Origin of the sequence: Xanthomarina sp., from assembly GCF_035306605.1 — a bacterium.
In the GTDB taxonomy this organism is placed as follows: Bacteria; Bacteroidota; Bacteroidia; order Flavobacteriales; family Flavobacteriaceae; genus Xanthomarina.
This window is the reverse complement of sequence record NZ_DATGNR010000031.1, coordinates 1-25,296: the sequence shown is the minus strand read 5'-3', so window position 1 is coordinate 25,296 and position 25,296 is coordinate 1. Positions and strand designations below refer to the sequence as shown.

The following is a 25,296-nucleotide window of genomic DNA, read 5'->3' as shown; positions in this document are numbered from 1 at the left end:
GGTCATTTAAAAACAAGATGTAACTAGAATTAATAGAAATAGAAAAACAATTGAATTAATAGCAATGAATAAACTAATTACAATTTTAGCCGATAGCCAATTAAATTTCATCAATCTAATAAGAATATCAATATTTATTGTAATGGCATGGATTGGTGGCCTTAAAGCATTTCAATACGAGGCAGACGGAATTGTGCCATTTGTAGCTAATAGTCCGTTCATGTCTTTCTTTTACAACAAGGACGCACCCGAATACAAAGAGTTTAAAAATCCAGAAGGAAAAACAGTTCAAAAAAATGTTGATTGGCATAAAGAAAACGGAACCTACCTATTTGCTTACGGTTTAGGAGCTGTTATTTGCATCATCGGCTTACTTACTGTTTTAGGTATTTGGTACGCTAAAATCGGACTTATAGGCGGATTGTTAACCTTTGGAATGTCCATAGTTACGCTTACTTTTTTAATTACCACTCCAGAAGTGTATGTGCCAAATCTTGGAGGAGATTTTCCAACGCCACAATTTGGATTCCCTTATTTATCTGGGGCAGGTAGATTGGTGTTAAAAGATGTAATAATGCTAGCGGCAGGATTAATTTGTGCATCAGACTCGGCCAAGCAGCTGTTAAATCAAACGAAATAACAACTGGTTGCTATAATTAAAAACTAGGGCATGTGATAAAAACAGGGAGTTTTTCAGCACCTGCCCACCTTAAAACTTTTCCACATGTCGTCCTTCAAACTTTTCAAGGAATTGACTACCTTTGCAGCTTGAAAAAATAAGTACAACCTTTAAAGTGATTCCTGCCTTGTCAGGAATATAAAATATGAAAGCAGGCATCGTAGGATTACCAAACGTCGGGAAATCGACCCTTTTTAATTGTTTATCTAATGCCAAAGCGCAAAGTGCTAACTTTCCGTTTTGTACCATAGAACCAAATATCGGTATAGTAAACGTACCAGACCCAAGATTAGAAAAACTAACAGAACTAGTAAAACCTGTTCGTGTACAACCAGCAACCGTTGAGATTGTGGATATTGCAGGATTAGTAAAGGGAGCTTCTAAAGGTGAAGGTTTAGGAAACCAGTTCTTGGCAAATATTCGTGAAACAGATGCTATTCTTCACGTTTTACGTTGTTTTGATAACGATAATATTGTTCATGTAGATGGGAATATTAATCCAATTCGTGATAAAGAAACTATCGACATGGAGCTGCAATTAAAGGACTTGGAAACCGTTGATAAAAAACTAGATAAAGTTAAGCGTGCGGCTAAAACAGGAAATAAAGATGCTCAAAAAGAAGAAGCGGTTTTATTGAAAATTAAAGCAGGTTTGGAAGCAGGTATTTCTGTAAGAGCTTTAGAGTTTTCTGAAGAAGATTACGAAGACTTTGTAAAACCAAGTCAGTTTATTACAGATAAACCAGTAATGTATGTGTGTAATGTCGACGAAGGTTCTGCCGTTTCTGGAAATGCTTATGTAGACCAAGTTAGAGAAGCTGTTAAACACGAAAATGCTGAGGTTTTAGTATTAGCTGTGGGTACTGAAGCAGATATTAACGAATTAGACGATTACGAAGAGCGTCAGATGTTTTTATCGGATATCGGTTTAGATGAACCAGGTTCTTCAAAACTAATCCGTTCGGCTTATAAGTTATTAAAACTTCAAACCTACTTTACAGCAGGAGTGAAAGAAGTTAGAGCTTGGACCGTTTTGGTTGGAGCTACAGCGCCACAAGCTGCAGGAGTTATCCACACCGATTTTGAAAAAGGATTTATTAGAGCAGAAGTTATTTCTTACGAAGATTTTGCTACGCTTGGTAGTGAAGCTAAAGTAAAGGAAGCAGGGAAAATGCGTGTAGAAGGAAAGAATTACGTGGTAAAAGATGGAGATGTTATGCATTTCTTATTTAACGTATAATTGATTTTTTTTTAGTAAATTGTGCTTAGTATGAATAGCAAACAGAAACACTTTTAATAAGCACTATTTAATTACCGATTATCCTTACTTTTGAGTACCAATAAACCCACGTAAATAGTGGGGTGGTTCGGGGTTCCCTCGTAGCTACTCCATATATAAGCTATGGATAAGCCTAGTATAAAGCAGGGATACCATAGGTGAACTTCAAGTAAAACTCTAGTTTTCTTAAAGGTGTAATATAATTATTGCCTAAAAACTGGCTAGAACAAAAAATATAAACTAAAAAGCCAATGTTCTCAACAGCATCGGCTTTTTTATTGTTAATTACTTTGTGGGTTCGCTATTTTATATTTTAACGCGAAACCTTATATTAGCAACGTACCAAAACTTTTTACCAATTTATGTCTGAACAATCTAATTATACCGAAGATAACATACGCTCCCTAGACTGGAAAGAACACATTAGAATGCGTCCTGGAATGTATATAGGAAAGTTGGGTGATGGATCTTCTCCAGACGATGGTATTTATATTCTTTTAAAAGAGGTGTTGGACAACTCCATTGACGAATATGTTATGGGAGCAGGAAAAACCATCGATGTGTCCATACAAGGCAGTAAAGTTACTGTTCGAGATTACGGACGTGGTATTCCATTAGGAAAAGTAGTAGACGTAGTTTCCAAAATGAATACCGGTGGAAAATACGATTCCAAAGCGTTTAAAAAGTCTGTAGGATTAAATGGAGTTGGTACCAAAGCTGTAAATGCCTTGTCATCGTTCTTTAGAGTAGAATCTACACGAGATAGCAAATCGGCTTCGGCAGAATTTGAACAAGGAAATCTTACTAACCAAGATTTGCTTGAAGATACTTCTAGAAGAAAGGGAACCAAGGTTTCTTTTATTCCAGATGATACCATCTTCAAAAATTATAAGTATCGAAGCGAGTATGTAGTTAAAATGCTCAAAAACTATGTGTATTTAAACACAGGTTTAACCATTGTTTTTAATGGTGAAAAATATTTCAGTGAAAATGGATTAAAGGATCTGTTATCTGAAAACATCAAGGACACAGATATGCTATATCCTATCATTCACTTAAAGAGCGAAGATATTGAAGTGGCATTAACCCACAGTAAAACTCAATATAGCGAGGAATATCATTCGTTTGTAAACGGCCAAAATACCACACAAGGAGGAACACATTTAGCTGCTTTTAGAGAAGCTTTAGTAAAAACCCTTAGAGAGTTTTATGGTAAAAACTACGAAGCATCAGATATTAGAAAATCAGTTGTTTCGGCTGTTTCTATTAAAGTAATGGAACCGGTTTTTGAAAGTCAGACTAAAACCAAATTAGGATCTACTGATATGGGAGGAAACCTACCAACGGTTAGAACCTTCATAAACGATTTCCTAAAAACACATTTAGATAACTATTTACACAAAAATCCAGAAACAGCTGAAAAGATTCAGCGTAAAATTCTTCAAGCAGAACGCGAACGTAAAGAGCTTTCCGGAATTAGAAAATTAGCTAAGGATCGTGCTAAAAAAGCAAGCCTTCACAATAAGAAATTACGTGATTGTCGTGTTCATTTTGGCGACACCAAAAACGAAAGGTATCTTGAAACGACTTTGTTCATCACAGAGGGTGATTCGGCTTCTGGTAGTATTACTAAATCTAGGGATGTAAATACACAAGCCGTTTTCAGTTTAAAAGGAAAACCATTAAATTCGTATGGTTTAAGTAAAAAAATAGTTTACGAAAACGAAGAATTTAACCTCCTTCAAGCCGCGCTAAATATCGAGGAATCTTTAGAGGACCTTCGATATAACAACGTAGTAATTGCTACCGATGCGGATGTGGATGGGATGCATATTAGATTGTTATTAATAACCTTCTTTTTACAATTCTTCCCAGAAATTATTAAAGAAGGACATTTATACATATTGCAAACGCCATTATTTAGAGTTAGGAATAAAAAGGAAACTATTTATTGTTACTCCGAAGATGAGCGTCGAAGTGCTATTGAAAAGCTTAAACCTAAGCCAGAAATAACTCGATTTAAAGGACTTGGAGAAATATCTCCAAATGAGTTTGTACACTTTATTGGTGAAAATATACGTTTAGACCCAGTCATGTTAGACAAAGACATGTCTATTGAAGATTTGTTGTCCTTCTACATGGGTAAAAATACTCCGGACAGACAGGAATTTATTATTGACAACCTAAAAGTTGAGTTAGATTTAGTGGAGGATAAAATATGAGAACCAATAATTCTAAAGTAAGAAATGTAATCATTTCGGTTTATTTTGTACTGATTGTTTTAGCCATACTTTTGGCAACCATCTTCAGAGCTTTTACAAATTTAACTCCAAACCCGCTGATAACAGCATTTATTTTAATATTTGGTTTTAGTGCACTATTTTTCCTTGTTCATTTTATTTCTAAATACTTTGAATACGATAGTGATGGCTTAAAAGTGGTGGTTACAAATAAAGGTTTACTGCTATCAGACCACTTTAATTACAGAGAACATACCGTAGAGTTTCACAAATCAAAACTTAAAAGCTTTAAAATATACGATTACTTAGTGTATAAAGAATTGGTGTTGTTTATTAAAAGCTCCAACGGACATGTTAAAAAAGAATGCTTTAATGTGACTTTGGTTTCTAGAAAAAAAAGAAAATATATCAGACAATCATTAAGTAAAATGATAAGGGAAAACAGAAAATCTAAAGATTAATGAGCGAAGAGAACAACAATTTGTTAAATGAGCAAGAAGAAAATAAGGAAACCATTACCAAGGTTTCTGGCATGTTTAAAGACTGGTTTTTAGATTATGCATCTTATGTAATCCTAGAACGTGCTGTGCCAGCTATAGAAGATGGTTTAAAACCCGTGCAACGTCGTATCATGCACTCTATGAAGGATTTGGACGATGGGCGCTATAATAAAGTAGCTAATATTGTTGGGCATACCATGCAGTATCATCCACACGGTGATGCTAGTATTGCAGACGCCATGGTACAAATTGGTCAGAAAGATTTGTTAATTGATACTCAAGGAAACTGGGGAAACATACTTACAGGAGATAGCGCAGCAGCATCTCGTTATATTGAAGCACGTTTATCTAAATTTGCTTTAGATGTTGTTTACAATCCGAAAATTACCGAATGGCAGGCTTCCTACGATGGAAGAAGAAAAGAACCTGTCAACCTTCCTGTAAAGTTTCCGCTTCTCTTGGCCCAGGGAGGAGAAGGAATTGCAGTTGGACTTTCAACAAAAATTCTACCTCATAACTTTAATGAACTTATTGATGCGTCCGTAAAACATTTAAAAGGCAAAAATTTTACACTTTATCCAGATTTTCCAACTGCGGGAATAGCAGATGTTAGTAATTATAACGATGGTTTGCGTGGTGGAAAAATACGTGTTAGAGCAAAAATCTCTCAATTAGATAAAAACACACTAGTTATCACCGAAATTCCTTTTGGAACCAATACCTCGTCTTTAATAGATACTATTTTAAAGGCAAATGAAAAAGGAAAAATTAAAATCAAGAAAATAGAAGATAATACAGCAGCCAAAGTTGAAATTTTGGTGCATTTGCCTGGAGGTATTTCTCCAGATAAAACTATTGATGCTTTATATGCGTTTACTAGCTGTGAGACTTCCATTTCTCCATTAGGTTGTGTTATTGAAGATAATAAACCTTTGTTTGTTGGAGTGTCTGAAATGCTGCGTCATTCTACAGATAATACGGTACAACTGCTAAAAAGTGAGTTGGAAATTCAATTGGGTGAATTTGAAGAACAATGGCACTTTGCGTCTTTAGAACGTATTTTTATTGAAAATCGAATTTATCGAGATATTGAGGAAGAAGAAACTTGGGAAGGCGTAATTCAAGCCATTGATAAAGGATTAAAACCACATACCAAACATTTAAAACGAGCAGTTTTAGAAGAAGATATCCTAAGATTAACAGAAATTCGTATCAAGCGTATTTCTAAATTCGATATAGATAAGGCTCAACAAAAAATTGATGCCTTAGAAGATGAAATAGCTAGAGTAAAACATCATTTAGCCAACCTAATTGATTATGCCATAGCCTATTTTGAAAGACTTAAAAAAGACTACGGAAAAGGAAGAGAAAGACAAACAGAAATTAGACTTTTTGAAGATGTTGATGCTACGAAAGTAGTTATTAGAAACACCAAACTTTATGTAAATAGAGAGGAAGGTTTTATTGGAACATCACTTAAAAAGGATGAATATGTTTGCGATTGTAGCGACATAGACGATATTATTGTGTTTACCAAAGAAGGAAAAATGATGGTGAGCAAAGTAGATGCAAAAATATTTGTAGGTAAAGATATAATTCATGTAGCTGTGTTTAAGAAAAAGGATAAACGCACCATTTACAACATGATTTATAGAGATGGGAGCAAAGGGCCATCTTACGTGAAACGTTTTGCCGTTACGTCTATAACTAGAGATAAGGAGTACGATTTAACCAATGGGAACAAAGGCTCAATGGTTTGGTATTTTTCGGCAAACCCAAATGGGGAAGCTGAAATGGTAACAGTTCACCTGAGACAAGTAGGCAGCATAAAAAAACTAAAATGGGATTTAGATTTTGCTGAGGTTCTAATTAAGGGGCGTGCGTCCAAAGGAAATGTAGTTACTAAACATGCTGTTAAAAAAATTGAATTAAAAGAAAAGGGAGTTTCCACCTTAAAACCTCGTAAAATATGGTTCGATGAAACTGTACAACGATTAAATGTAGACGAGCGAGGCGAGTTAGTTGGCGAGTTTAGAGGAGAAGACCGAATTTTAATAATCAATCAATCGGGTACTATAAAAACAATCATTCCAGAAATCACAACGCACTTTGATGACGATATGATAGTCATGGAAAAATGGATTCCTAAAAAACCTATTTCAGCCATTTATTTTGATGGAGAAAAAGAACGTTACTATGTGAAACGTTTTGTGGTTGAAAACGAATCGAAAGAAGAAAGTTTTATTTCCGATCACCCAAATTCTAGACTAGAAATTGTTTCTACAGATTGGCGTCCAATGGCAGATGTAGAATTTACCAAAGAAAGAGGTAAAGACCGCAAAGAAAATATGCAAGTCAATTTTGAAGAGTTTATTTCGGTAAAAGGAATTACCGCACTTGGAAATCAGTTAACTAAAGATAAAGTAAATCAAGTAAGTTTACTAGAACCTTTACCATATGAAGCGCCAGAAGAAGTGCCAGCTGAAAACATAGAGGTGGTTGATGAAGAAAATGTATCTAAATCAGATAGTAATTCTTCAAAAGGTTCAGATAATGATGAAAGTTTGGATGGTAACGGCCAAATAACCTTGTTTTAAATAATGTTAAATAAATTAAGGAATAAGCTTATCTGTTAATTATTTCGCTTGACATTTTATAATATTGAAAACGCAGTTTAGTTTGTATTGTGTTTTTTCTAAGAACCCCATAGAACTCTAAGTTTTATGGGGTTTTTGTTTTTTTTTATTTAAGGTATTTACTTGTAATCAATTGATTTAGTGTGTATTAATTGTTTTAATCATGCTATTTGCCAATTCTATTTTGTACTTTTAGGAAATAACCAAACCTCTCGATATGAAACCCAAAATGCTTAAAAAGGTGTTTTCAATTGTATTTTCGTTGTTTTTAACGCTTATGTACGCGCAAACAAATAGTAAATCCAATGTTCCGGTTGCAGTTCAAGAGGTTTTACAAAAAGTACAATCTTTTAATAATTTGGCAGTAAGGGAGCCAATAGGTTTACTCAACAATAAGGATATACAAATACTAACAGATTATTATCAATCATCAGAACTGTCTAATACCACTCGTATGGCAACTGGAGATGTTTACGCCTTAGATGTTAGAAATAATGGTATTTATGGAAGTTTTCCTTTAACAGGACCATATAATATCAACCCATTTGCAGAAATAGTAGATGAAATTTATGCCTCCGACTACGATTTTAACGGTACATTATATGCCTTGGATACAGCCAATGCTAATTTACTTATGGTAGAACCGGACTCAGGAGTTATATCAATTGTTGCTGCACTCACAGGGGCAGCTTCTGATGTGACTTATTCCGGTTTGGCATGGAATCAAACGAATTCTATAATGTATGTACTTACTACAGATGGAGGTACATCTACCTTATATACCTTAAATTTAACTAGCGGAGCCTTAACTACTATAGGAGAAACAGGTACTCCCTTGGGTATTTGGCTTGCTATAGATAACGCAGGGACTATTTATATGGCAGATATTTCCTATGATAATTTATACTCCTTAAATCCCTTAACAGGTACAGCTAACTTAATAGGGCCTTTGGGGATTGACATTTCCTTTGCTCAAGAAGCTGACGTGGATCCAGTAACAAATACTTTGTATATGGCGGGTTATATTGGTGGAGGAGTAAATAACATATACACCGTAAATGTGTCTACAGGAACAGCAACGCCTGTGGGTACAGTTAATAACAATAATGCCGAATTGGGAATGTTTGCCATAGATGGCTCTATACCAATAGATAATAATTTTGTTTGTGAAGATGCCTTTAATATTGGGTTAGGAGTTATTAACTCCAATGGACCATCCAATGCAGCTAATGGAGCTTCAAACACATGTCTTGAAGGCGCTACAAATGCTGAATGGTATACTTATACATCAACACATTCGGGAATTTTAACTATTACTTCCGATTTAGCTTCAAATATAGGAGTGGATACATGAGTTTCTGTTTATAATAATGATTGTTCGAATTTAATTTGTATCGTTTCCGATGATAATTCAGGCGAAAACAACACCTCTACACTTGTTTTGCCTGTAATAAGTGGAACAACTTATTTAATAGAGTGGGATGATGCAAATAATTCTGATTCCTTTGATTTTGAATTATCTTTAGATATTCCTTGCCCAGACCCTACAAATTTTTCTGTTGGAATAGTAACTCATAATACGGCAAGCTTTAGTTGGAATGCTGTAGCAGAAGCGTCCAATGGTTATGTGTTAGAAGTCTTTACAGAAAATTCAGACCCAGAAGTAGATAGTCCTATTTATACAGAAAACATTCCCTTTGGAATATTAACCACAACGGCAAGTCCTTTGAATCCTCAAACCATATATGATGTTTATTTAACCGCAGATTGTGATGTTGATGGACTATCAAATTACATAGTAAAGAGTTTTGAAACAGATGTGGCTCCTCCTATTTGTGGTGGTATTTTCTCTGATTCTGGTGGTGCTTCAGGTTCGTACCTGCCCAATGAAACTATAATAACCACTATTACTCCTAATATTTCTAGCGATGTGGTGACCGTAACATTTACCTATGTAGATATAGAAACTTCCTCAGGAAATGGAAACCAAGATGGCTGTTGGGACTATTTAACGGTTTTCAACGGACCGGATACAACCTATCCAGTTTTGGCGCAAACACTTTGTAGCGAGGAAAGTTCTGGAGGACCCATACCAATTGTTCCAAGTAGTGTTCTGTCTGTGGGTATGTCATTTACTTCTACCGATGCTTCGGGAGCATTAACTTTTGTGTTCACTTCAGATAGTAGTGTTCAAAATACAGGTTGGTTAGCAGATGTTACTTGTGCTCCTTTGTCTTTAGACGAAGTTTCTTTAAGTCAATTCCATTTTTATCCAAATCCAACAACTGGTAAGCTGTATATTAAAGCCAAACAAACTATAGATTCAGTAAAAGTAATTAGTTTGCTTGGGCAGGAATTATCGGATTTTTATCCTGGCACTAGGGATGCCATTTTGGATCTTTCAAATTTAAGTCAAGGTACTTACCTACTTCAAATTTCAATAAGCGGACAGATAAAATCAATTAGAATTATTAAGAAATAAGTTTTACTTGATTTAATAACTCAAAACAAGTAAGAATGCCAATCTTTATGGCTTCTGTTTATCCAAAAATTATTTATTTAAAACTAATAAAGGTTTAATAAAGTCAGAATATTTAAATATATTTAACTGATAATTAAAAACTTACATTAATTAAATTAAAGATTATGAAAAAAATATTATTATTTGCTGCAGTAACAGTTTTCGGATTAAGCACATTGCATGCTCAAAACGATTTTGTAGATAAAGCCAAAAATGGTGGCTTTTATGTAGGAGCGAATATTGGATTGCCATTAAGTACGGCAAGTGATATTGCTGCCTTTAACTTCGGTTTTGATGGCGCTTATTTATTTGAAGTTATCGACAATCTAGAGGTTGGAGGTTTGCTTGGTTATACCCATTTTATCGCAGATGGTGATTATAGCTATTATAATTGGGAAGATTCATACTATGTTAGAAATTATAAGGACGCGTCTTTTGTTCCTATTGCTGCTTCTGCTAGATATTATTTCGCAGATCATAAGTTCTTTGGAGGTTTAGATCTTGGTGTTGGTGTTAATGTATCAGGAGATGCTAAATCAGGGTTTTATGCGCGACCAAAATTTGGTTTCGATTTAGGGACTATTGCCTTAATAGCGTCTTATCAAAGTATTTCGGGAGGTGTTAAATATGGAGACACGTATTACGGAGGCACCTATGTTTCTGGAAGTGGTTTTAACTCATTTAATTTTGGAGTGGAATTTGGATTCTAAAAATATAATTCATGTTTAAAAGCCGAAGTTTACACTTCGGCTTTTTTTATAACATCTTGTTAAATGTACTTATTTTCTTGTTAAATACTGTTAACAATACGTCTGGAATAGTAACCTATGGCGTAAATAGTATGTTAACTTTAAAACAAGAAACATGAAAAAATTAGTTTTATTTACAGGTTTAATTATTTTTAGTGCAAGTAGCATATTTGCACAAGCAGATTCTAAAGCGGTCCAATTGGGTATGAAAGGAGGTTTAAATTCTGCTACAATTTCAGGAGATGATATTAACGATATAAAATCTCGAACCAGTTTTAATGTGGGGCTTTTAGCTGAAATCCCTATAACAGAAAGATTATCAATTCAGCCTGAAGTTATGTACTCAGGACAAGGATTTGACGTAAAGGAAAATGATCAAGATAATATTTTTGATACAAAAGATAATGTAGAATATCAATTGGATTATATTCAAGTCCCAATATTATTAAAAGCTTATTTAGTTAAAGGTTTAAGTGTGGAAGTAGGACCTCAATTTGGATTTAAAATTCATGAGGAACTTGACTTTCAACCTAACTCAGATGGAGGTGACATAGAAATTAACCCAGAAGACTCATATATCAAGGATTTTGATACTAGTTTAGCCTTTGGTGCTGGATATAAGTTCGATAGTGGATTTTTTGTAAATGGACGTTATAACTTAGGTTTAACAAGCATCTTTAAAGAGGATACCATTTTGCAGAATATAGATGCAAAAAATGCTGTTTGGCAAGTTGGACTTGGATTTATGTTCTAATAAGTAAATAATAAAAATAAAAACCGAAGCTGTTAGTTTCGGTTTTTTTATGCTTTAATTTTTAATACCTTTACTTTAAACCAAAAACAGAAATGTACAGATGAAAAAAATCATCATAATTAACGGGCCAAATTTAAATTTGTTAGGAAAACGAGAACCTCAAATCTATGGGAGTTTGACTTTTAGTGAGTTTTTTGAAACTATTAAAGCAAAATATCCTCAAGTTAATTTGGAGTATTACCAATCTAACATAGAAGGGGAAATAATTGATAAGTTACAAGAGGTTGGTTATTCTCACTATGGAATTATATTAAATGCAGCAGCTTATACTCATACATCTGTGGGAATTGGTGATGCGGTAGCGGCCATTGAAACCGCAGTAGTTGAAGTACATATTTCTAACACATTTGAACGCGATGAGTATCGACACAAATCGTATGTAGCTCCTTATGCAAAAGGTGTAATTGTTGGTTTTGGGTTGCAGAGTTATGAATTAGCCCTGCAAAGTTTTTTAATTTCCTCGTAATTTTTATAAAGAAATTTGCCAACGACTATAAAAACAAAAAGTTCCGAAAATCTCGGAACTTTTTGTTTTTTTGATAGTTACTTTAATACTATAAGTGAATTACTTCACCATAAGCATCGGCAACAGCTTCCATAACAGCCTCACTCATCGTAGGATGTGGATGTACTGTTTTTAAAACTTCATGTCCTGTAGTTTCTAACTTTCTACCTAAAACAGCTTCAGCAATCATATCGGTAACTCCGGCACCAATCATATGACAACCTAACCATTCGCCATATTTAGCATCAAAAATAACTTTCACGAAACCATCTTTTGTTCCAGCAGCACTAGCTTTTCCAGAAGCAGAGAATGGGAATTTTCCAACTTTAATTTCGTAGCCTTTTTCTTTAGCTTGTTTTTCAGTTAAACCAACACTAGCAATTTCAGGAGAAGCATAAGTACAACCAGGAATATTTCCATAGTCTAAAGCTTCTACATGCATTCCTGCAATTTTTTCAACACATAAAATACCTTCAGCTGAAGCAACGTGAGCTAAAGCCTGTCCAGGAGTAACATCTCCAATAGCGTAATATCCAGGGATATTTGTTTGGTAATAATTGTTAACTAAAATTTTATCTCTATCTACAGCAATTCCTACATCTTCTAAACCGATGTTTTCTATATTGGTTTTAATTCCAACAGCAGATAAAATAATGTCAGCTTCAAGAACCTCTTCACCTTTAGCTGTTTTAACAGTAGCTTTTACACCACTTCCAGAAGTGTCTACTTTAGTAACTTCAGCAGAAGTCATGATTTTTATACCACTTTTCTTAAAGCTTTTTTCTAATTGTTTAGAAACGTCAACATCTTCAACAGGAACTACATTAGGAAGGTATTCTACAATTGTAACATCCGTTCCCATAGAGTTATAGAAGTAAGCAAACTCAACACCAATTGCTCCCGATCCAACCACAATCATTTTCTTTGGTTGTTCAGCCAATGTCATTGCTTCTCTATAACCAATTACTTTTTTACCATCTTGGGGTAAATTTGGAAGTTCTCTAGAGCGTGCACCAGTTGCTATAATTATATGATCTGCACTATATTCTTTTCCGTCTACATCAACTTTCTTTCCGGTCTTTAGTTTCCCATAACCTTCAATTACGTCAATTTTATTCTTTTTCATTAAAAACTGAACACCTTTACTCATGCCTTCAGCTACACCACGACTGCGATTTACAACAGCTCCGAAATCTTTATCAAATTCTTTTACAGACAAACCATAATCGTCGGCATGTTTTAAATATTCGAAAACTTGAGCAGATTTTAAGAGTGCTTTTGTTGGAATACATCCCCAATTTAAACACACTCCTCCAAGACTCTCTTTTTCAATTACGGCTGTTTTTAAGCCTAACTGAGACGCTCTAATAGCAGCAACGTAACCCCCAGGGCCACTTCCAAGAACAATAACATCGTATTTACTCATTGTATATTTTTTAGTCGTTTTTTGAAGCTACGAATGTACAAAAAGTAAATTTCATATAACAAATGATGTTTGACAAAATGGTAAAAAGAGAATATAAAATAGACTTTTAGAAGGGGAGAGGATAAAAATTTTGAGTTTGTTTATTATGGAAATTGTGGCTTAAATAAATATACTATCCATCCTCCCTTATCAGTTTAGATATATGTAAATAAAAAACTTAATTAAAGATTGTCAGTAAAATGACGTCTGTCTTTAACTTGTCTGAACTTATCTTTATTGTATGTTTTAGATTCACCTTTGGGTATTGAAAGCGATTTCCAATGGTTGCCTTTGAGCATTTTCCCAATAAATACAATTTGCCCGATGTGATAAGGGTAATGCCCTAATTGTCTAAATATAGCTTCTGATACCAAATGCTCTTCATTTCGAATATAAACTATTCTACTTAGGTCGTTGTCGGTTAATGGACGGATGGCTTCAAATAAACAATTCCATCCACTTTCCCACGAAGTTATAATTTCTTCTTTATTTTTATACGTGTGTTCAAATTCCTGATCTCTCTGTCTCCATTCCTTTTCACCATCTTCAATTAGAAAATTGGTCCAACGACTAAGCATATTTCCAACCATGTGTTTAACAATAACGGAAATACTATTAGACGCTTCATTGGGCTGCCAAATCATTTCTTCAAATGTTAGCTGCTCCAAGGTTTTGTCGCCAACGGTTTTGTAGTAATTAAACTGCTTTATGGCACTAGTTATAGATACACTTTCCATGGCTTAATAATTTTTGAATAAGAGTAAAGGTCTAATTTTATTATTTAAGGAGTTGTTTCTTTATTAAGAATTTATCTTAAGTAAATTATATCTATCATATTTTAATCCTATGATTTTGGTATAAACTCTAAAGCCACCCCATTTATACAATGCCTTTTACCAGTGGTTTCTTTAGGTCCGTCGTTAAACTGATGTCCTAAATGTCCGCCACAAGTGGCACAATGTTCTTCTATACCCATAAAGCCATTTCCACCTTTTGAAAATGCTACATTACCTGCGATAACTCTATCAAAACTCGGCCAACCTGTACCGGAATCAAATTTGTTTTCACTTTTATACAGAGGGGTTTTACACGCCGCACACACATATACACCTTCAGATTTATTATCGTTTAGCGCACTAGAAAATGGCCGTTCAGTTCCAGATTCCCTTAAAACATAGTAAGCTTCAGGACTTAATTCCTTTTTCCATTCTGCATTTGTTTTCGTAACTTTAAATGAGTTTTTTTTAGCGGAATTTTTTTTATCTTGACTAAGGCAACTTTGAATGCTAACAACTAATAAAAGACTTATAAATAGTTTCATATGGATTAAAATTATTTCGGATTGGTACGCTTTTAGTCGCAAAACTATTGCTAACTTTACGGATAAAATAACAAAATTATATAAAACAATTTGTTAGCTTATTTTAACTAAGGTATGATTTTTGTATTTTTGAATTCAGATAAAATATATAGCATGAAATTAAGAAAAATTATAGGTGCAATGGTTTTCCTTTTGTTGATTACGGCTTGTTCAACAAATCCGTTTACAGGAAAACAAACTATGGCTTTGGTGCCAAATTCACAATTATTTCCAACAGCCTTTCAGCAGTACAACCAAGTGCTTAAAGAAAGTAAGGTGGTAACAGGGACTAGTGAATCAGAAATGATTTCAAGAGTTGGACAACGTATTGCTATTGCGGCAGAACGTTGGTTGAATGCTAATGGTTACGCAGGATATTTAAAAGATTATAAATGGGAATATAAATTAATAGAGGATAAAACCGTTAATGCTTGGTGTATGCCAGGAGGGAAAATTGTATTTTATACAGGAATTCTTCCCATAGCTCAAAGTGAAACAGGGGTTGCCGCTATTATGGGGCATGAGGTTGCTCACGCGCTTGCTAATCATGGACAACAGCGTATGAGTGCAGACTATATTCAACAGGGTGTTGCCTTAGCAGGAAATATAGCTATTCAAAATGATAATGATAGAGCCGCTTTTAATCAGTATTACGGAATTGGGTCTCAGGTAGGCGTTATGTTACCTTTTAGTAGAAGTCATGAAACTGAAGCAGATAAAATTGGTTTAATTTTAATGGCAATTGCAGGATATAATCCGAGTGAAGCAGCCGAATTGTGGAAACGTATGAAAGCGAATAGTGGAGGAGCTGCACCACCAGAAATTTTAAGTACGCATCCATCTAATGATACTAGAATTCAGGAAATTACCTCTTTGGTGCCAATGGCTGTTTCTGAAGCCAAGAAATTTGGTATAACTACGTTCAGACCAATTACTAAATTTTAAAAGAAATATTTTAAAATATTTACTTATTTTCGAAGCTGTTCAATTTAATGAGCAGCTTTTTTTATTTAAAAAATATTTATGGCAAATCTTCAAAAAGGAAGTAAAAAACTACTGAATGCATGGGCTTTTTATGATTGGGCAAATTCAGTGTACACCCTAACAATTGCATCTTCCATTTTCCCTATATTTTATTCAGCATTATTTTTAAGTGAAATTAAACATGTTAATGCTTTTGGTTTTGAATTTAAAAGCACAGCCTTAATAACTTATGTTACAGCTTTTACCTTTTTGGTTGTTTCCTTTACCTCACCTTTGTTGTCAGGAATTGCTGATTATGTTGGGAATAAGAAAAGTTTTATGAAATTTTTCTGTTATATGGGTGGCCTTGGCTGTATTGGACTGTATTGGTTTAGCCTCGATCACATTTATATTAGCTTGTTGTTTTACTTTATGGGGTTAATAGGCTATTGGGGAAGTTTGGTTTTCTATAATTCGTATTTACCAGATATTGCTTTTCCAGAACAACAAGATCGAGTAAGTGCCAGAGGATTTTCTTTAGGTTATATAGGAAGTGTAATACTGCTAATTGTTAATCTAGCCATGGTTATGAGTCAGGACACGGGAGAAGCAAAAATGGAAATGATGCGTTGGTCCTTCGTTATGGTTGGATTATGGTGGATTTTATTCAGTCAGTATACCTTCTATATTTTGCCTAAAGGTGTTTCCAATGGTGAAAAAGTAACAAAAAATATTATTTTTAACGGGTTTAGAGAATTACGACAAGTATGGCTTCAGCTTAAGGAAAACTTGAGGCTTAAACGTTATTTAGTTGCTTTTTTTGTGTTTAGCATGTCAGTACAAACTATTATGTTGGTGGCCGTATATTTTGGCGAAGAGGAAATTGCGTGGGCAGACGATAGCGAAAAAACGATGGGGTTAATAGTGAGTATTTTGGTTATTCAATTGGTGGCCATTGTAGGGGCCATTTTAACTTCTAGAGCATCGGAGAAATTTGGAAATATTAAAACACTTATTGCCGTTAACTTTGTTTGGCTAAGCTTATGCTTTGCAGCTTATTTTGTGGTTACACCCATACAGTTTTATATAACAGCAGGTATGGTTGGATTGGTTATGGGAGGGATTCAAGCTTTAGCTAGGTCTACTTATTCCAAGTTTTTACCAGACACTCCGGATACTACGTCTTTCTTTAGCTTTTACGATGTTGCCGAAAAAATAGGTATTGTTATAGGAATGGTTCTTTTTGCAACTATAGACCAAGTAACTGGTAGCATGAGAAATTCAATTTTGTTTTTATTTGTTTTCTTTTTAATTGGAATTATTTTGTTGTTTAGGGTACCAAGACACGACGATTAAATAATAAACATTTTTATGATTGGTTAATTTTTAATAAAAGACACACTTCCGTAATCTGATTTTATTTTTATAAAATTAGAGGAATTTGGTTCACCATAAAAACCAGTATAGTAGTTTTCTCCAGATTCTTCGCGTTTTATATTAAATTGAAAGCCACTAGTTTCTAAAGAGGCATATTCTAAATCAATTTCGAAATTAAAGAGATAATTTGATTCATGACCAATTTTAATTCCGGTGTAATCGGAGTTTATGTTTATGTTACCCGCGTTTGCCGTCATATTTCCAATTTTTATAGAACCATAATCTGCATTCAGATTTACATTCTTATATACATCTCCAATTAAAACAGTTAAATAATCGCCATTACCAGTTATGTTATTGGCTCTCTTAATTTTAATTGAACCATAATCGCAAACGTAATTTATATCTTCTACAGTCTCAATTATAGAAGTAGTGTAATCTGCTTTAACCATGATGCTTTTTGCTTTAGCAAGATTAAATCCGCTATAATCAGCATTAATTTCACCGCTTTTTATAAATTCAAAATAACAGTTTGAGGTATAGTCAAAACTAATTTTGTTGTTATCCGCCATTAGTTCTTTAGTTGTTATTTTTCCATAGTCGCAACTTATTGTTGCTCGTCCTTCAAGTTTACCTAAATTAATGCTTCCGTAATCGTTGCTTAAATCTACAGAATTTGTAATTGGTATTTTAATTACATAGTTAATAGTCATGTTTACGTTGCTATATCCGTCCCAATTCCACCAGGATTTAGATTTATTGTTATTAAAAATTGTTTTAGCAGACACAAGACTATTGGTTGCGCTAAAATTTACCGATATTTCATCTAATTTGTTTAGAACTTTATCTTCATGCTTTCCTTTCGTGGTAATGGTTACCATAATTTCAATTCTATTTTCTTTCCATGTAATAATGTCCAAGTTTCCATAACTATTATCAATTTTTAAAGTGGCATTCGGGCTTACGTTAAAAGATTTTTGAATGACTTTTTCCTTGGAATGTTCTTCCCTGATATTTGAATCTTTTTTTGGATCTATGCTTGAAAAACCAATAGTTGGAATTAACAAAAAAAGTATAATGAGGTTATATATTTGAGTATTTTTCATGTGTTAGGTTTTTTATGTTTTCTATATGTAATAGCGTGTTTTGTAAAATATCAATTCTGCTTTGAAAGTTTTTTATCATGGCAAAAATGACCCGATTATCATTTCCGCTTTTAGTTAAATCTTCCTTTAGGTGTTCATAAACTACTTCTAGTTTTTTAATTTGAATTAGGGCATCCCTTATAATTTTCTTTGCTTCTGGATGCGATTCATTTTCTAACTTTTTTAATTCTACGGATATAGTATTTGCAAAGAAGCTTTGTGTTTTTTCCATTTCGGGAGACACATTTGCTAAATCCCTTACTTTATTATAATTCTTGCTAGATAAAACCAAAGTCATTAGTAAAAGTAAGGCTGCTGCTATACCAACCATTGGTTTCCAAAGTTTGTAAACTGAAGAAGCAATAGGAGTTTCATTGGAGTTTGATTGACTCTTTAATTTGTTTAAAAAACGTTGGCTATGTCCAGAATTTGGTTCTTCAACATCAAACGTGTTTTTTAAGTCATCAAACAGTTTGTTTATTTTATCTGCGCTCATAGTTAATATTTTAATTGGTTGATATATGAAATAATTTTTGTCGTAAGCTTTCTTTCCCCCTCGAAATAGTTGTTCTGCAATTCGCATAACTCATGTTTAAAATACTACCAATTTCTTCGTAATCGTACCCTTCAATAAGGTGTAAGGTCAAGGTTATCCTTTAAAGTACTTAAGGTTTCAAGAACTTGTTTGGCTTTTAAATTTGTAAACTCGTAATCTTCATATATTCCTATTCCTAAGTTCTCGCTTTCAATTATATATTTCATATCATCAAAAGAGGTGTTTTCATGTTTTCTGTTTATTCTATAATGATGAAGACTATTATTTATAACAATCCGTTTTAACCAAGCTCCAAAAAAGGAATTATCATGTAGACTTTCTAATTTTGTAAAAGCTTGTAGAAAAGCTTCCTGCATGACGTCTTCTGCTTCATATCTATTTTTAACAATTCTATAGGCAACATTAAACATGGCTTTATAATACCGGTTGTATAGTTCTAACTGCGCAAATTGGTTTCCTGATTTGCACAGCAAAATAAGTTGTTCAATATTTTGATGGGTTAGTACCAAATATTAGGGGTTGTTAAATAAAAGATGTAGTTGATGCTAAGTTGTTACAGTTTGTATAAAATTATTTTATTTTAATTTAAAAACGATAGATTTTACATATTATATTAAAACAAATAAACTTTTTGGAGTGGATGTGGAGTATGGCATATTAATTGGACTTTTAGAAGAAGATGAAATTCTGACTAACAGTGTAATCAATTGATATTTAGAATTTTGTAATTTATTGTAGAAATAAAAAATAAAAGATACATTTTGTTTTTAGCAAGATTAATGACAGAATGACTTAATAAAAAATATGAAGAAAAGAGATTTATTTAGTCTTGACAGTTTGTCACTTCAGGAGTTTGATGAAAATTCAGAATTAATTCCTTTAATGACACCTGAAGACGAAGAAGCAATATCAAACGAGGAATTACCAAATACGCTACCTATTTTATCATTAAGAAACACAGTTTTGTTTCCTGGGGTAGTTATTCCTATTACAGCGGGTAGAGATAAATCTATCAAGTTAATTGATGATGCCAATAAAGGGAGTAAGGTAATTGGTGTAGTAGCACAAAAAGATGAAGAGGTAGAAGATCCAACTGGAGCTGACATCCATGAAACAGGTACGGTAGCTAGAATATTACGCGTATTAAAAATGCCTGATGGTAATACCACCGTAATTATTCAAGGTAAAAAAAGGTTCAAAGTAGACGAGGTAGTAACTGAAGAACCATATATGACGGCTACCATTAGTGAGGTTCCAGAGGTAAGGCCGGCTGTTAAAAATAAGGAGTTTGAAGCCATTGTAGATTCTATTAAAGATTTAGCGCTTCAAATTATAAAAGACAGCCCAAATATTCCAAGTGAAGCTTCATTCGCTATTAAAAACATTGAAAGTAACTCGTTTTTAATAAATTTTGTTTCGTCTAATATGAATCTTTCGGTTCAAGAAAAACAGTCTTTATTAGAAATAAACGACCTAAAGGAAAGAGCATTATCAACCTTAAAGTTCATGAATATTGAGTTTCAAAAGTTGGCTTTAAGAAATGATATTCAGTTGAAGGTTCAAAGTGATATGAACCAACAACAACGCGAATATTTTCTTCATCAACAAATGAAAACCATTCAAGAGGAACTTGGCGGTGTAAGTCATGACCAGGAATTGGAGGAAATGAAAATTCGTGCGAAAACTAAAAAATGGAGCGAGAAAGTTGCAGAGCATTTTAATAAGGAAATTTCTAAAATGCAACGAATGAACCCTCAAGTTGCGGAATATTCTATTCAACGTAACTACCTTGATTTATTTTTAGATTTACCTTGGAATGAGTATAGCAAAGATAAGTTCGATTTAAAACGTGCTAAACGTATTTTAGATAGAGATCATTACGGTTTAGATGATGTTAAAAAACGTATTATTGAATATCTAGCTGTTATTAAATTACGTAACGACATGAAGTCGCCAATTTTATGTCTTTATGGACCTCCAGGGGTTGGTAAAACTTCCTTGGGTAAATCTGTGGCAGAAGCTTTAGGTAGAGAATATGTGCGTATGTCCTTAGGAGGCTTACGTGATGAGGCTGAAATTAGAGGTCATAGAAAAACCTATATTGGTGCTATGCCTGGACGTATCATTCAAAACCTTAAAAAAGCAGGCACTTCTAATCCGGTTTTTGTTTTAGATGAAATAGATAAGCTTTCAAATTCGCATCAAGGAGATCCATCTTCTGCAATGTTAGAGGTATTAGATCCAGAGCAAAATAGCGAGTTTCATGATAATTTCTTGGAAATGGGTTACGACTTGTCCAAAGTTATGTTTATTGCCACTTGTAATAGTTTATCGACCATTCAGCCAGCTTTGTTAGATAGAATGGAAATAATTAATGTTACTGGTTATACAATTGAAGAGAAAGTAGAAATATCCAAACGTCATTTACTTCCAAAACAATTGTCAGAACATGGTTTAACCGATATGGATTTGAAAATAGCTAAACCTCAATTGGAAAAAATAGTTGAAGGTTATACTAGAGAATCAGGAGTTCGTGGTTTAGAGAAGCAAATTGCCAAAATGGTACGTTATGCAGCTAAAAACATTGCCATGGAAGAAGAATATAATATCAAAATTTCTAACGAGGATATTATAGAGATTTTAGGTGGACCAAAACTAGAACGCGATAAGTACGAAAACAATAATGTAGCAGGTGTTGTTACAGGGTTGGCTTGGACAAGGGTAGGAGGTGATATCCTATTTATTGAATCCATTTTGTCTAAAGGTAAAGGCACCTTAACCATTACAGGGAATCTTGGAACCGTAATGAAGGAGTCGGCAACCATTGCTATGGAATTTATAAAAGCTAATGCTAAGGACTTAGGTATAGATCCGGATATTTTTGAAAAATATAATGTTCATATTCACGTGCCAGAAGGTGCAACTCCCAAGGACGGACCAAGTGCAGGAGTAACTATGTTAACTTCTTTGGTATCTTTATTTACTCAAAAGAAGGTAAAGAAGAGTTTGGCTATGACAGGGGAAATTACCTTAAGAGGAAAAGTTCTTCCAGTTGGAGGAATTAAGGAGAAAATCTTGGCAGCCAAACGAGCAAGAATTAAAGAAATTCTACTTTGCGAAGAAAATAGAAGAGATATAGAAGAAATTAAACCAGAATATTTAAAAGGTTTGACTTTTCACTATGTTTCAGACATGAGTGAAGTTATTAAAATAGCAATAACCAATCAAAAAGTGGTAAATGCGAAAAAACTTTAAGTAAATTAGCATTAAAATGTAACAAAACCTCGAATTTATATTCGAGGTTTTTTTTATCATTTAAAAATAAATTATACTTGCATCCGTTTATAGATAGATCGCATTACGATTCACATGTATGTTTAAGAAAATCTCGATAGTTTTAATATTACTACTCAGCACTTTTGTTTCTGCTCAAATTGGTGGTGAAACAACATATCAGTTTCTTAATCTCGTATCGTCTCCTAGACAAGCTGCTTTAGGTGGAAAAGTCTTTACTAATGTGGATTACGATGTTACACAAGGTCTTACTAATCCAGCTACTATAAATCCAGAGATGGATAATCAATTAGCACTAAACTACACCAGTTATTTAGGAGGCATTAGCTACGGAACAGCAGCTTATGCATATACTTGGGACAGAAGAACGAAAACGTTCCACATGGGGGTTAATTACATTAATTACGGGAGTTTTGATGGTTACGATGAAGATGGAAATTCTACAGGATCATTTACTGGTAATGAAGCGGCGGTTTCTTTTGGATATGCAACGCAATTAGGTTTTTCTGATTTCTATATTGGTGGAAATGTTAAATTAATAACATCGAAATTAGAACAGTATAGTTCCTTTGGAGCAGCTATAGATGCTGGACTTATTTATATAAACGAAGATTTAGAATTTCAAGCCACTTTGGTGGTTAGAAATGCTGGTGTACAGATTACAACCTATGCAGGATTAAATGAACCTTTACCTTTGGAAGTGGCTTTTGGTATGTCTCAAACCTTAGAGAATGTGCCAATTCGCTGGCATTTAACTTTTGAGAACTTACAAAAATGGCCTATTTCAGTATCAAATCCCGCTCGAGCCGAAACCGATTTAGAAGGTAATCAAACACAGGAAAAAGTTGGCTTTTTCGATAATGTTTTAAATCACACCATTGTTGGAGCTGAATTATTTCCTGAAGGAGCATTTAATATTCGTTTAGGATATAACTTTAGACGAGGACAAGAACTTAAAATACTAGATCAACGTAATTTTTCAGGTATTTCAGCCGGATTCGGTTTGAAGCTAAACAAACTGCGCTTTAGTTTTACGCACGCTAGGTATACAAGTGCAGCTAATGCTAGCTTTTTTGGACTACAATTAGATTTACGCTAAACATCTTAATTAATTTAAATTTTCACCACTTAAAGTAATTTTAAATCAATAAGTATAATTCCTTTACTTCCTTTGAGATTTTTAAGTAGTTTTGCCACTTCAATTAATATATATGAATAAAATAACCATAGCAATCGACGGATTTTCTTCTACAGGGAAAAGTACTGTCGCCAAACAATTAGCCAAACATCTAGGATATATTTATGTTGACTCTGGAGCTATGTATCGCGCTGTTACTTGGTTTGCTATGCAAAAAGGGTTTATAAGTCAAGAACAGTTTGACAAAGAAGCTTTAATAAATAATTTAAAAGGACTTGAAATAAGCTTTAAATTCAATCCAAAATTAGGGTTTTCAGAAGTATATTTAAATGGAGTTAATATAGAGAAGGAAATTAGGTCCTTAGAGGTGTCTGGTTTTGTTAGCCAAATAGCTAAAATATCCGAAGTTAGAAAGCAACTTGTCAAGCAGCAGCATGAACTTGGTGAAAACAAGGGAATTGTAATGGATGGTAGAGATATTGGAACTGTAGTGTTTCCAAATGCCGAACTTAAGTTATTTATGACGGCTTCTGCCGAAACACGAGCAATCAGAAGGTATCAAGAACTAATTTCAAAAGGTGAAAATGTATCTTACGAAGATGTGCTGCACAATGTTCAAGAACGCGATTTTATAGATTCAAATAGAGAAGACTCTCCGCTTTTTAAGGCAGATGATGCTATAGAAATTGATAATTCCAACATGACTTTAGATCAACAATTTAATAAAATTCTGCAACTTGTTGAGGCTAAGTTAAAAGAAAACAACTAAAGCTTTAATTTTTAGAAAAATACATTAGGTTATTTTAATCAAAATCATTAATTTTGCACTCCTTTTAGCAGAGAGTCAGAAATTAAAAGGGACTGAAATAAATTTAAACTAACACTTCTGTGTGTTATTTGCTTAAAATTTCTGAAACAACACAGGATACAAAACATAATGTTCTTACAAGTTCATAAAACTGAAAATCTTGTAAAACATTATTAACATTTATTAAATGGCTGAAAAAGCAAAACAAGCTGAGGTTGAAGCAACTGAAGCAACAGCAGTAGAGGCTCCAGTAGTATCTGAAGCTCAAGCAAATCCAGAAAAATTCTTAAAAGAGTTCAATTGGCACAACTACCAAGAAGGTATTGATGAGGTTGATGATACTCAATTAAAAGAATTTGAAAAATTAGTAACTGAAAATTTCGTTGACACTTTAGATGATGAAGTTGTTGAAGGAGTAGTTATTCACATTACAGATCGTGATGCTATTATTGACATCAACGCTAAATCTGAAGGTGTTATTTCATTAAACGAATTCCGTTACAATCCAAACTTAAAAGTAGGAGATAAAGTAGAAGTATTAATCGATGTTCGTGAAGACGCAACTGGTCAATTAATATTATCTCACAGAAAAGCTCGTGTAATTAAAGCTTGGGACCGTGTTAACGCAGCGCATGATAATGGTGAAATCGTTAATGGTTTTGTTAAATGCAGAACTAAAGGTGGTATGATTGTAGATGTTTTCGGAATTGAAGCATTCTTACCAGGATCTCAAATCGACGTTAAGCCAATTAGAGATTACGATCAATACGTTAACAAAACAATGGAATTTAAAGTGGTTAAAATTAACCATGAATTTAAAAACGTGGTTGTATCTCATAAAGCTCTTATCGAAGCTGATATTGAAGAACAAAAGAAAGAAATTATTGGTCAGTTAGAAAAAGGACAAGTATTAGAAGGTGTTGTTAAAAACATTACTTCTTACGGTGTGTTTATCGACCTTGGTGGTGTAGATGGATTAATCCACATTACAGATCTTTCTTGGTCTAGAATCAACCATCCAAACGAGATTGTTGAGTTAGATCAAAAATTAAACGTAGTTATCCTTGATTTTGATGAAGATAAATCAAGAATCCAATTAGGTTTAAAACAATTAAGCAAACATCCTTGGGATGCTCTTGGCGAAGACATTAAAGTTGGAGACAAAGTAAAAGGAAAAGTGGTTGTAATTGCAGATTACGGTGCATTTATTGAAGTAGCTGAAGGAGTTGAAGGACTAATTCACGTTTCTGAAATGTCTTGGTCTACA

The 25,296-nt window shown here is 33.7% G+C and carries 23 protein-coding genes; 16 read left to right on the top strand and 7 right to left on the bottom strand.

Annotation, left to right across the window (positions count from 1 at the left end; genetic code table 11):
* Positions 1-64: 64 nt before the first annotated feature.
* From VKY41_RS04615 to aroQ, 10 genes are all read left to right on the top strand, one after another.
* Positions 65-640, top strand: coding sequence for a DUF417 family protein (locus tag VKY41_RS04615; protein WP_500813266.1), 576 nt, complete (start codon positions 65-67; stop codon positions 638-640).
* Between the two features lie 184 nt (positions 641-824).
* On the top strand, positions 825-1,919 hold the full coding sequence (gene ychF, locus VKY41_RS04610; protein WP_500813265.1) for a redox-regulated ATPase YchF: 1,095 nt from the start codon (positions 825-827) through the stop codon (positions 1,917-1,919).
* Positions 1,920-2,320: 401 nt separating this feature from the next.
* Entirely contained in the window at positions 2,321-4,180 is a 1,860-nt protein-coding gene (locus tag VKY41_RS04605) for a DNA topoisomerase IV subunit B (protein ID WP_500813264.1), read from the top strand.
* On the top strand, positions 4,177-4,659 hold the full coding sequence (locus VKY41_RS04600; protein WP_500813263.1) for a hypothetical protein: 483 nt from the start codon (positions 4,177-4,179) through the stop codon (positions 4,657-4,659). The genes VKY41_RS04605 and VKY41_RS04600 overlap by 4 nt, the downstream gene beginning before the upstream one ends.
* Positions 4,659-7,295, top strand: a complete 2,637-nt coding sequence (locus tag VKY41_RS04595; RefSeq protein ID WP_500813262.1) for a DNA gyrase/topoisomerase IV subunit A — start codon at positions 4,659-4,661, stop codon at positions 7,293-7,295. The genes VKY41_RS04600 and VKY41_RS04595 overlap by 1 nt, the downstream gene beginning before the upstream one ends.
* A gap of 256 nt (positions 7,296-7,551) precedes the next feature.
* Positions 7,552-8,688 (top strand): DUF4394 domain-containing protein, encoded by a 1,137-nt coding sequence (locus tag VKY41_RS04590; RefSeq protein ID WP_500813261.1) that lies wholly within the window; start codon positions 7,552-7,554, stop codon positions 8,686-8,688.
* An 87-nt stretch (positions 8,689-8,775) separates the two neighbouring features.
* Positions 8,776-9,816 (top strand): T9SS type A sorting domain-containing protein, encoded by a 1,041-nt coding sequence (locus VKY41_RS04585; RefSeq protein ID WP_500813260.1) that lies wholly within the window; start codon positions 8,776-8,778, stop codon positions 9,814-9,816.
* 164 nt (positions 9,817-9,980) lie between these two features.
* On the top strand, positions 9,981-10,565 hold the full coding sequence (locus VKY41_RS04580; protein ID WP_500813259.1) for a hypothetical protein: 585 nt from the start codon (positions 9,981-9,983) through the stop codon (positions 10,563-10,565).
* A 154-nt stretch (positions 10,566-10,719) separates the two neighbouring features.
* Positions 10,720-11,358, top strand: coding sequence for a porin family protein (locus VKY41_RS04575; RefSeq protein WP_500813258.1), 639 nt, complete (start codon positions 10,720-10,722; stop codon positions 11,356-11,358).
* A 100-nt stretch (positions 11,359-11,458) separates the two neighbouring features.
* Positions 11,459-11,884 (top strand): type II 3-dehydroquinate dehydratase, encoded by a 426-nt coding sequence (gene aroQ, locus VKY41_RS04570; protein ID WP_500813257.1) that lies wholly within the window; start codon positions 11,459-11,461, stop codon positions 11,882-11,884.
* Positions 11,885-11,972: 88 nt separating this feature from the next.
* Here the strand turns inward: aroQ and lpdA are convergent, their stop codons facing one another.
* The 3 genes from lpdA to msrB all read right to left on the bottom strand — a co-directional run bounded on the left by lpdA (position 11,973) and on the right by msrB (position 14,709).
* Positions 11,973-13,349 carry a dihydrolipoyl dehydrogenase gene (gene lpdA / locus VKY41_RS04565; RefSeq protein ID WP_500813256.1) on the bottom strand — a complete coding sequence of 459 codons (1,377 nt, stop codon included), beginning with the start codon at positions 13,347-13,349 and terminating at the stop codon, positions 11,973-11,975.
* Positions 13,350-13,570: 221 nt separating this feature from the next.
* The gene (locus VKY41_RS04560; protein WP_500813255.1) at positions 13,571-14,125 is read right to left on the bottom strand and encodes a DUF1572 family protein; all 555 of its coding nucleotides are present in this window, start codon (positions 14,123-14,125) and stop codon (positions 13,571-13,573) included.
* Positions 14,126-14,232: 107 nt separating this feature from the next.
* Positions 14,233-14,709 (bottom strand): peptide-methionine (R)-S-oxide reductase MsrB, encoded by a 477-nt coding sequence (gene msrB / locus VKY41_RS04555; RefSeq protein ID WP_500813254.1) that lies wholly within the window; start codon positions 14,707-14,709, stop codon positions 14,233-14,235.
* Positions 14,710-14,862: 153 nt separating this feature from the next.
* On the opposite strand from msrB, the gene VKY41_RS04550 reads away from it, so the two are divergent.
* Both VKY41_RS04550 and VKY41_RS04545 read left to right on the top strand, forming a co-directional pair.
* Positions 14,863-15,693 carry a M48 family metallopeptidase gene (locus VKY41_RS04550; RefSeq protein WP_500813253.1) on the top strand — a complete coding sequence of 277 codons (831 nt, stop codon included), beginning with the start codon at positions 14,863-14,865 and terminating at the stop codon, positions 15,691-15,693.
* 78 nt (positions 15,694-15,771) lie between these two features.
* Positions 15,772-17,067, top strand: a complete 1,296-nt coding sequence (locus VKY41_RS04545) for an MFS transporter (RefSeq protein ID WP_500813252.1) — start codon at positions 15,772-15,774, stop codon at positions 17,065-17,067.
* A gap of 23 nt (positions 17,068-17,090) precedes the next feature.
* Here the strand turns inward: VKY41_RS04545 and VKY41_RS04540 are convergent, their stop codons facing one another.
* Genes VKY41_RS04540 through VKY41_RS04525 form a run of 4 tightly spaced genes read right to left on the bottom strand, consistent with a single transcriptional unit; the run spans position 17,091 to position 19,262 of the window.
* The gene (locus VKY41_RS04540) at positions 17,091-18,194 is read right to left on the bottom strand and encodes a hypothetical protein (RefSeq protein WP_500813251.1); all 1,104 of its coding nucleotides are present in this window, start codon (positions 18,192-18,194) and stop codon (positions 17,091-17,093) included.
* Entirely contained in the window at positions 18,172-18,729 is a 558-nt protein-coding gene (locus VKY41_RS04535; protein WP_500813250.1) for a hypothetical protein, read from the bottom strand. The genes VKY41_RS04540 and VKY41_RS04535 overlap by 23 nt, the downstream gene beginning before the upstream one ends.
* 10 nt (positions 18,730-18,739) lie before the next feature.
* Complete coding sequence (locus tag VKY41_RS04530) at positions 18,740-18,880, bottom strand: RNA polymerase sigma factor (RefSeq protein WP_500813249.1); 141 nt, start codon at positions 18,878-18,880, stop codon at positions 18,740-18,742.
* Positions 18,861-19,262 (bottom strand): RNA polymerase sigma factor, encoded by a 402-nt coding sequence (locus VKY41_RS04525; protein WP_500813248.1) that lies wholly within the window; start codon positions 19,260-19,262, stop codon positions 18,861-18,863. Before VKY41_RS04525 ends, VKY41_RS04530 begins: the two co-directional genes overlap by 20 nt.
* Positions 19,263-19,593: 331 nt before the next feature.
* Here VKY41_RS04525 and lon point away from each other — a divergent pair, with 331 nt between their 5' ends.
* The 4 genes from lon to VKY41_RS04505 all read left to right on the top strand — a co-directional run.
* Complete coding sequence (gene lon, locus VKY41_RS04520) at positions 19,594-22,044, top strand: endopeptidase La (protein ID WP_500813247.1); 2,451 nt, start codon at positions 19,594-19,596, stop codon at positions 22,042-22,044.
* A gap of 118 nt (positions 22,045-22,162) precedes the next feature.
* The gene (gene porQ / locus VKY41_RS04515; protein ID WP_500813246.1) at positions 22,163-23,182 is read left to right on the top strand and encodes a type IX secretion system protein PorQ; all 1,020 of its coding nucleotides are present in this window, start codon (positions 22,163-22,165) and stop codon (positions 23,180-23,182) included.
* Positions 23,183-23,294: 112 nt separating this feature from the next.
* Positions 23,295-23,990 carry a (d)CMP kinase gene (cmk, locus tag VKY41_RS04510; RefSeq protein WP_500813245.1) on the top strand — a complete coding sequence of 232 codons (696 nt, stop codon included), beginning with the start codon at positions 23,295-23,297 and terminating at the stop codon, positions 23,988-23,990.
* A 226-nt stretch (positions 23,991-24,216) separates the two neighbouring features.
* The coding region (locus tag VKY41_RS04505; protein WP_500813244.1) for a S1 RNA-binding domain-containing protein at positions 24,217-25,296 on the top strand (1,080 nt) is incomplete at its 3' end.